The 7230-nt window shown below is 77.1% G+C and carries 9 protein-coding genes; 7 read left to right on the forward strand and 2 right to left on the reverse strand.

Annotated elements, in window-relative coordinates; genetic code table 11:
- From ACFUMH_RS17830 to ACFUMH_RS17845, 4 genes are all read left to right on the forward strand, one after another.
- Positions 1-685: class F sortase (locus ACFUMH_RS17830; protein ID WP_378208704.1), on the forward strand; the 685-nt coding region annotated here is incomplete at its 5' end.
- A gap of 53 nt (positions 686-738) precedes the next feature.
- Positions 739-1350, forward strand: coding sequence for an RNA polymerase sigma factor (locus tag ACFUMH_RS17835; protein ID WP_378208720.1), 612 nt, complete (start codon positions 739-741; stop codon positions 1348-1350).
- Between the two features lie 7 nt (positions 1351-1357).
- A complete protein-coding gene (locus tag ACFUMH_RS17840; protein ID WP_378208706.1) occupies positions 1358-2125 on the forward strand; it encodes an anti-sigma factor in 768 nt (255 codons plus the stop codon).
- Positions 2126-2313: 188 nt separating this feature from the next.
- Positions 2314-2910 carry a DinB family protein gene (locus ACFUMH_RS17845; RefSeq protein WP_378208708.1) on the forward strand — a complete coding sequence of 199 codons (597 nt, stop codon included), beginning with the start codon at positions 2314-2316 and terminating at the stop codon, positions 2908-2910.
- Positions 2911-3602: 692 nt separating this feature from the next.
- Here the strand turns inward: ACFUMH_RS17845 and ACFUMH_RS17850 are convergent.
- Positions 3603-4913, reverse strand: coding sequence for a helix-turn-helix domain-containing protein (locus ACFUMH_RS17850; RefSeq protein WP_378208710.1), 1311 nt, complete (start codon positions 4911-4913; stop codon positions 3603-3605).
- 257 nt (positions 4914-5170) lie between these two features.
- Between ACFUMH_RS17850 and ACFUMH_RS17855 the strand changes: the two genes are divergently transcribed.
- Positions 5171-5539 carry a hypothetical protein gene (locus tag ACFUMH_RS17855; protein ID WP_378208712.1) on the forward strand — a complete coding sequence of 123 codons (369 nt, stop codon included), beginning with the start codon at positions 5171-5173 and terminating at the stop codon, positions 5537-5539.
- Positions 5540-5564: 25 nt separating this feature from the next.
- Positions 5565-6422, forward strand: coding sequence for a PhzF family phenazine biosynthesis protein (locus tag ACFUMH_RS17860; RefSeq protein ID WP_378208714.1), 858 nt, complete (start codon positions 5565-5567; stop codon positions 6420-6422).
- A 31-nt stretch (positions 6423-6453) separates the two neighbouring features.
- On the opposite strand, the gene ACFUMH_RS17865 is transcribed toward ACFUMH_RS17860, so the two are convergent.
- Positions 6454-6822 carry a nuclear transport factor 2 family protein gene (locus ACFUMH_RS17865; RefSeq protein ID WP_378208716.1) on the reverse strand — a complete coding sequence of 123 codons (369 nt, stop codon included), beginning with the start codon at positions 6820-6822 and terminating at the stop codon, positions 6454-6456.
- A gap of 165 nt (positions 6823-6987) precedes the next feature.
- On the opposite strand from ACFUMH_RS17865, the gene ACFUMH_RS17870 reads away from it, so the two are divergent.
- On the forward strand, positions 6988-7158 hold the full coding sequence (locus ACFUMH_RS17870) for a hypothetical protein (RefSeq protein ID WP_378208718.1): 171 nt from the start codon (positions 6988-6990) through the stop codon (positions 7156-7158).
- Positions 7159-7230: the final 72 nt, after the last annotated feature.

The following is a 7230-nucleotide window of genomic DNA, read 5'->3' on the forward strand; positions in this document are numbered from 1 at the left end:
TACGCCCCTGGTCCCCGGCGGCCGGCGGGGGGGCCCCGCCGGCGGGGCGGCGGCCGTGGCGGCCCTCCTCGTCCTGACGGCGTGCAGCAGCGACGCGCCCGAGGGGACGGCAAGCCCCACGGCCGCCGCCGCGACGGCGTCCGCCACGCCGACGCCGTCCGCCACCCCGCCCGCCGCCGTGCCGGCCGTGCCGCTGCGCGACGCGTCCCTCGGCGCGACGCCGCAGCCGGTAGTCCTCCCGCCGGTGCGGGTGCAGGTGCCCGACCTCGGGATCGACATGCCGGTCGAGCCGGCCGGCGTCGCCCCCGCGGGCGACATGGCCCTCCCCGACACCGCCGAGGTCGCCGCCTGGTACGAGTTCGGCCCGGCGCCCGCGGCACCCGAGGGCTCGACGCTCGTCGCGGCGCACGTCGACTCCGCCGCCACCGGCATCGGTCCGTTCGCGCGGCTCCGGGACGTGGCGGCGGGCGCCGCGGTCGTCGTCACCACCGCCGACGGGACCACCTACGAGTACCGCGTGCAGGACGTGGTGCGCGTGCCCAAGGACACCGCACCCGTCGGCGAGTGGTTCGACCACACGGGCGCGCCGCGGCTCGTCCTCGTGACCTGCGGAGGTGCGTTCGACCGCCAGGTCGGACACTATGCGGACAACGTCGTCGTCACCGCCCTCCCGCTGGGCGGCTGACCGTGCTGCAGCAGGTGCGGGGACGGACGACAGGACAGGAGCGGTCCGTGCCGGTGGCAGTACCCCCGTCCGGCCTCTCGGCCGTGCCGCCCGAGCGGGGCCCGGCCACGGACGACGGCGTCGCCGCCCTCGGCGAGGCTTTCGCCGCGGGCGACGAGGCTGCTGTGCGCGAGGCGTACCGCCGCTGGGCGACGCTCGTGCACACGGTCGCGCTGCGCTCGCTCGGCAGCGTCGCGGAGGCCGAGGACGTCACGCAGCAGGTGTTCGTCGACGCCTGGCGCGGCCGGCACCGCTTCGACCCCACCCGCTCGCGCCTGCCTGCCTGGCTGCTGGGCATCACCAAGCACGCGGTGGCCGACGCGCACGCGCGCCGCGCCCGGGACGGCCGGCTCGAGGTGGCCGCGGAGACGTCGACCGTCGCCGCCGGCACGGAGGCGGCGCCCGCCCACGACGACCGCGTCGTCGACCGCGTCGTCGTGCGCGACGAGCTCGACCGGCTCGGCGACCCGCAGCGCACGATCCTGCGCCTCGCGTTCTACGACGACCTGACGCACGAGCAGATCGCGCGCCGCCTGGACCTGCCGCTGGGCACCGTGAAGAGTCACGTCCGACGCAGCCTCGCCCGGCTGCGGAGCCGATGGGAGGTGGAGGGTGCCGCCGAGTGACGCGCACGTGGACGACGACGTGCTGAGCCTCCTCGCCCTCGGCGAGGACGCCGGCAGCGACGCCGAGCGCGCGCACGTGGCCGCGTGCGCGCGGTGCACCGACGAGCTGGCGCAGCTGCGCGAGCTGGTCGGCGTGGCCCGCGCCGCGCAGGCGGACGGCCCGCTCGTCGCGCCGGCCCCGCACGTGTGGGAGCGGGTCGCGGCCGAGCTGGGCCTGGACGCGACGCCCGTGGCGACGGTGCCGACGGACGACGCGGGCGCGCCACGGACGGTTGCGCCCGGCGGCGGCACGGTCGCCGCCGGTCCCGCGCCCGACGCCGAGCTCGCCCCCGTCGTGCCGCTGCGCCCGCGCCGGTGGGCCTGGGTGGCGGGAGCCGCCGCGGCCGGCGTGCTCGTCGGCGGGGTCGGCGCGTGGTGGACGGCCACGCGCGAGCCCGCGACGACGGTCGTCGCCCGCGCGACGCTCGACGCGCTGCCCGGCTGGCAGGCCCAGGGCACCGCCGAGCTCGAGACCGCACCCGACGGGTCGCGCGTGCTCGTGGTCGACGTCGCGGACGGTGCCACCGACGCGGGCTACCGCGAGGTGTGGCTGCTGCGCCCCGACGTGTCGGGCCTGGTGAGCCTGGGCCCGCTCACGGGGACCTCCGGCCGGTTCGCGCTGCCCGACGACCTCGACGTGGGCGAGTTCCCCGTGGTGGACGTCTCCTCCGAGCCCCTCGACGGCGACCCGGCCCACTCCGGCGACTCGATCGTCCGCGGCACGCTCGACGTCTGACCCCCGGCACTCCCGTCCGCCCCGCCCGCCACCGCCGTCCCACCACTGCGGTGGATGCGTCACGAGTGCGGTCTGTGCAGCACCCGCAGTCGTGACGCATGTACCGCAGTCGGCGGTGGCGGGGTGGCGGGGGCGGGATCGTGTCGCCGGGGCGCCGCGGTGTCGGTGGGGTGCGGCAGGGTGGGCGGATGGACGACAAGGAGACGCTGCACCGGTACCTGCGCGGCAGCCGCGACGACCTGCTGAGCACGCTGGACGGCCTGGACGACTACGACGTGCGCCGTCCGCTGACGCCGACGGGCACGAACCTGCTCGGCCTGGTCAAGCACGTCGCGACCGTGCAGGTCGGGTACCTGGGCGGTGTGTTCGGCCGGCCGTCCCCGCTCGAGGAGGTCCCGTGGGCGGCGGACGACGCCGAGCCCGACGCGGACCTGTGGGCCGGGCCGGAGGAGTCCCGCGCCGACGTGCTGGCGTTCTGGGCCGGGTCCGCGGCGCACGCGGACGCGACGGTCGCCGCGCTGCCGCTCGACGCCCGCGGCGTCGTGCCGTGGTGGGGGCCGCAGCGGCGGGACGTCACGCTGCACGCGGTGCTGGTGCACCTGCTCGGGGAGGTCGCCCGGCACGCGGGGCACGCCGACATCCTGCGCGAGGGGCTGGACGGCCGTGCGGGTCAGCGTCCCGGCGACGCGAACGTCACCGGGCGGACGGCCGAGGAGTGGGCCGCGCACCGCGCGCGGCTGGATGAGGCGGCGCGCCGGGCGGCGGGACGGGCACCGCGGGACTGACCCGAGCGGGCGCCGGCAGGGCGGTCACGCAGCCGGGGAGGGACGCCGCCGAGGGGGGAACGACGACGCGCCGCCCCGGCCGGAGGTCCGGCCGGGCGCGGCGCGTTCGCGTCGAGCCCCGGTGTGCGGGGCGCGCGTGGTGTCAGGACTTGCAGCAGGGGGCGGCGACCGCGGAGTCGGCCTGGGCGATGGCCGCACCGGTGACACCCGTGACGGCGGTGAGGGCGACGAACACGGCGACGACGAGCTTCTTCTTCATGGGAGGACCTCCGGTCTGGTGCGCCGGTCCGTCCGGCACGACGGAGATGTTCCCGACCCGAGTGTCGCGCCCGCAATGACTCTCGGAATACTGGTATAGACTCTCCGCGAATTTTGGTCGCCCGGGCGTGTCGCGGACCGCCCCCCGGGGGCGGATGGCGAGCGTCCGGATCCGGCACGCCGATCCCCCGGACGGGGCGCATCGGGCCCCCTCCCCGAGCCGCACCCGGCGCCGGCGCGGCCCGCGACCGAGGGCGTCCGCGACCCCGGCAGCTGGGAGCCGTGTCGCGTCCCCGGCCGCAGCTCCCCGGCCGCAGCGAGCTGTGCCCCGTCCCCGGCCTCGCGCACGCCGTGTCGCCCCCAGGCGGCCGGTCCCGGAAACGACGACGGCGGCCCCGTGCGGGACCGCCGTCGTACCGATCGAGCCGTGCGCCTCAGCGCGCGACGGGCAGGCGCATCGTCGTCCGCGCGCCGAGGGCCGCCAGTGCGCGGCCGTAGGTCTCCACGACCGCGTCCATGCCGTCGCCGGCGACGCGCAGGCGGTCCGCGAGGCGGCGCCACGCCGCGGCGGCGGGACGCCCGGGCGGCATCGACTCGAGCCGGCTCGCCGCCTCCCGGTAGGCCTTGAGGGCCGCCACGCGCTCGCCCGACGCCAGCAGGGCGTCGCCCAGCGCCTCGTGCGCGGCGGCGCCGTCACGGCGCTCGCCGGGCCCGATCAGCTCGACGGCCTTGAGCCCGTACGTGAGCGCGGCACGGGTCTGCCCGAGCAGGAGCTGCGCGCGCGAGCGGAACGTCGCCGCACGGGCCAGGTCGACCTGGGACTCGCCGATCTCCAGCGCGAGGCGGGCGGCGTCGAGCTCGGCGAGCGCCTCCTTGGGACGCGGCGGCGTCACCTCCAGCAGCAGCTGCGCGAGGTCGAGGCGCAGCAGCGGCACGTCGCTGTCGGCCTCGTCGTTGCCCGACACCGCGAGGGCGGCCCGCAGGTGTGCGAGCGCCTCGTCGCCGTGGCCGTACGCGTCCTCGACGAACGCCAGGTTCCAGTGCACGGACGACACGGCGCGCGCCGAGCCGTTCTGCAGCGCCCGCGCGAGCAGGTCCTTGCCGCGCACCAGCGCGTACGTGTTGTCGCCGCGGGCGACGTACGCCCAGACGAGGGTGGACTCGAGCCGGAACAGCGCGTCGCTGCCGTCCGCGCCCTCGGCGAGCGCCGCGAGGTGGTGCTCGCCGGCCTGGACCGCCGCGGTGAGCTCGCCGGCCTCGGTGAGGGCCATGACGAGGCGGGTCGCCGCCTGCGCGGCCCGGACCGGGCGGTGCCCGTCGGCGAACCGCTGCGTCGCGTCCGCGAGCAGGCGGCACGCCTCCTCGAGCTCGCCGACCCGGTCGAGCGCGTCGGCGTGGGCGAGCAGCACGCGGCCGGCCTGGTCGACGTCGAGGGCGTCGAGGTCGACGGCGGCGAGCTCGGCCGCGGCGGCGCCGGGACGTCCCGAGCGCACGAGCTGGCGCGCGCGGACGACGGCGGCCTCGGACGCCTGGTACGCCGGCGACCGGTCGCCCTGCTCCAGGTAGGTGGTGGTGATGCCGAGCGCGCTCGCGAGCCGCTCGAGCGCCGCGGGACCGGGTCCCCGGATGCCGCGCTCGAGGTGCGAGACGTAGCTCGGATGCATCATCGCCGCCCGGGCGAGGTCGGCCTGGCTCAGGCCGGACCGCTCGCGGGCGTCACGGAGCCTCTCACTGACTGGGTGCACGTCTCTCACGATAGGCACGGGACCCGCCACACGGAAGGGGGACGGGCACCACTGCAAGTCACGATCGTGCAGACAGATCGGGCAATCAGGTCGACGGCGACATCTGCGCGGGTGCCAGCACCCCTCACGTCCTCCCATGACTGGACGACCGACCTGGAGGAGCGGGTGAAACGAGTCGTCCCACGACGTGGGCGCGACGCCACCGCCGACGCCATATGCCCGTGCCGCCGGAGCCGCCCGCCGCCTACGCTCGCCCGATGCTTCCCCAGGACTGGATCGAGCACCGCCGCGCGGGCGACCGCGAGCTCGTCGGCTGGCTGCGCCCGGAGGGCGACGGGTTCGTCGCGGTGGACCGGCTGGGCCGCGCGGTGACGGACGTCGTCGACTGGGACGTCGCCGAGGAGGCCCTCGAGGAGCGCGGCCTGCACTGGCTCGCGGACCTGTGGCAGCTGCGCGTCGAGGACGGCCGGTGGCTGCGCGTGCGCATGGTGGAGGTCAGCCCGGAGCGGGTCGTCGTGAAGATGGACGACTTCGGTGCCGTGGACGCCGAGATGCGCACGTGGACGCTGCCGTTCCCCGCGCCGGACAGCCTGCGCCCGTACGCGGGCGACCCGTTCACGATCTGACCCGCGGCGTCCGTAGGGTGCGGCCATGACGACGGACGACGTGCAGCGGTGGGCCGCGTTCGCGGCCGCGCCGGGCGGCGGCAACCCCGCGGGCGTGGTGCTCGACGCGCGGGGGTGGTCCGACGCGCGGATGCTCGCCGTCGCCGCGGAGGTCGGCTACGCGGAGACGGCGTTCGTCACCGACCCGGGCACGCTGACGGTGCGGTACTTCTCGCCGGTCGCCGAGGTGCCGTTCTGCGGGCACGCGACGGTCGCGACGGCGGTGGCGCTCGCGGTGCGCCAGGGTCCGGGTGACCTGGTGTTCCGCACGCCGGTCGGTCCGGTGACGATCGTGACGCGGGAGGCCGACGGCGTCGTGACGGCGTCGTTCACGAGCGTCGAGCCGCGCGTCGACGACCTCGCCGACGACGTCCTGGACGAGCTGCTCGGCGTGCTCGGCGTCACGCGCGCCGACGTCGACCCGGCGCACCCGCCGCGCGCCGCGTACGCGGGGAACGTGCACCCGGTGGTCGTGCTGCGCGACGCGACGACGTTCGACGCCTTCACGTTCGACCCCGCCGCCCTGCGCACCCTCATGGACCGCGAGGGGTGGTCCGGCACGGTGACCGTGCTGCACCCGCGCGGCGCGGCCGCGGACGCGCCGCCGGAGTACGAGGCACGCAACCTCTTCCCCGTCGGCGTGCTCACCGAGGACCCGGCGACGGGCTCCGCGGCCGCCGCGACGGGCGCCTACCTGCGCGCGCTCGGCCTCGTCGCGCCGCCCGCACGCGTGCGCGTCCACCAGGGCCGGCACGTCGGACGACCGGGCGTGCTGCTCGTCGACGTGCCGGCGTCGGGCGGCGTCACGGTCACGGGCACGGCGACGCCGATCGACGGCGACTGAGCACCGCGTCCTCGCGCGCCCGCCGGTGGCGTCAGTCGCCGTCCGTGTACTCCAGGCCCGGCCAGTGCGCCCACTCCTCGAAGTGCTCCGCCCGCCCGTCGGCGGCGAACCGGATCACCCACAGGTCGCGGAACTCGTGCGGCTCGTCGCCGAGGTAGTGCACCTCGACGCGGACCACCGCCGTCGGCGCTCCGACCGCCACCGGCTCGGCCGTCATGGAGAACGGCGTCGGGTCGAGCCAGAACTCCGCGATCGCGGCACGGCCGCGCAGCCCCTCGTCGTACGCGCCGCGCAGGTACAGCGCGTCCTCGGTGAACAGGCGCTCGACCGCCCCCACGTCCTGGTCCCGCCACGCGCGCTCGTACGCCCGCACCCACGTCATGACGTCGCTGGTGTCCATGTCGCCCCCTCGGCTCGACCCCGAGCGTGGCACGGACGCGCGTGCGGTGCCCGCGTGTCGCGGAGCGGCTCGCCGTGCGCTCGAGGTGCGCGCGGGTGCGCCGGTGGGGATGCTCGACGTGGGCGGTCCACCGCCCGACGCACCACCGACATCGGAGGAGCACGCATGAGCGAGAACCCCGGCCCCCCGTCGACGGGCGGCGACACCCACGGCGACGAGCAGCGCGGCGCGCCCGTCGACACGGGCACCGGCCCGAACGAGGCGGACCTGCACCAGGAGTCGGTCGGCGAGTCGGCCGAGCACCCGGAGGACGACCAGCGGTTCGACGCCGGCTGACCCGGCACCGCCGCGACCCCGCACCACCACGCCGAGGTCGCCGGTCCGCCGTCGAGGTCGCCGGTCCCGACC

It is taken from the genome of Cellulomonas sp. NPDC057328 (assembly GCF_042667215.1).
Taxonomy (GTDB): domain Bacteria; phylum Actinomycetota; class Actinomycetes; order Actinomycetales; family Cellulomonadaceae; genus Cellulomonas.

Excerpts from the sequence above, each read along its gene's own strand:
- ACFUMH_RS17845 (WP_378208708.1), top strand. The coding sequence starts at position 2,314 with ATGGACGACAAGGAGACGCTGCACCGGTACCTGCGCGGCAGCCGCGAC.
- ACFUMH_RS17855 (WP_378208712.1), top strand. The coding sequence starts at position 5,171 with ATGCTTCCCCAGGACTGGATCGAGCACCGCCGCGCGGGCGACCGCGAG.
- ACFUMH_RS17860 (WP_378208714.1), top strand. The coding sequence starts at position 5,565 with ATGACGACGGACGACGTGCAGCGGTGGGCCGCGTTCGCGGCCGCGCCG.
- ACFUMH_RS17865 (WP_378208716.1), bottom strand. The coding sequence starts at position 6,822 with ATGGACACCAGCGACGTCATGACGTGGGTGCGGGCGTACGAGCGCGCG.
- ACFUMH_RS17870 (WP_378208718.1), top strand. The coding sequence starts at position 6,988 with ATGAGCGAGAACCCCGGCCCCCCGTCGACGGGCGGCGACACCCACGGC.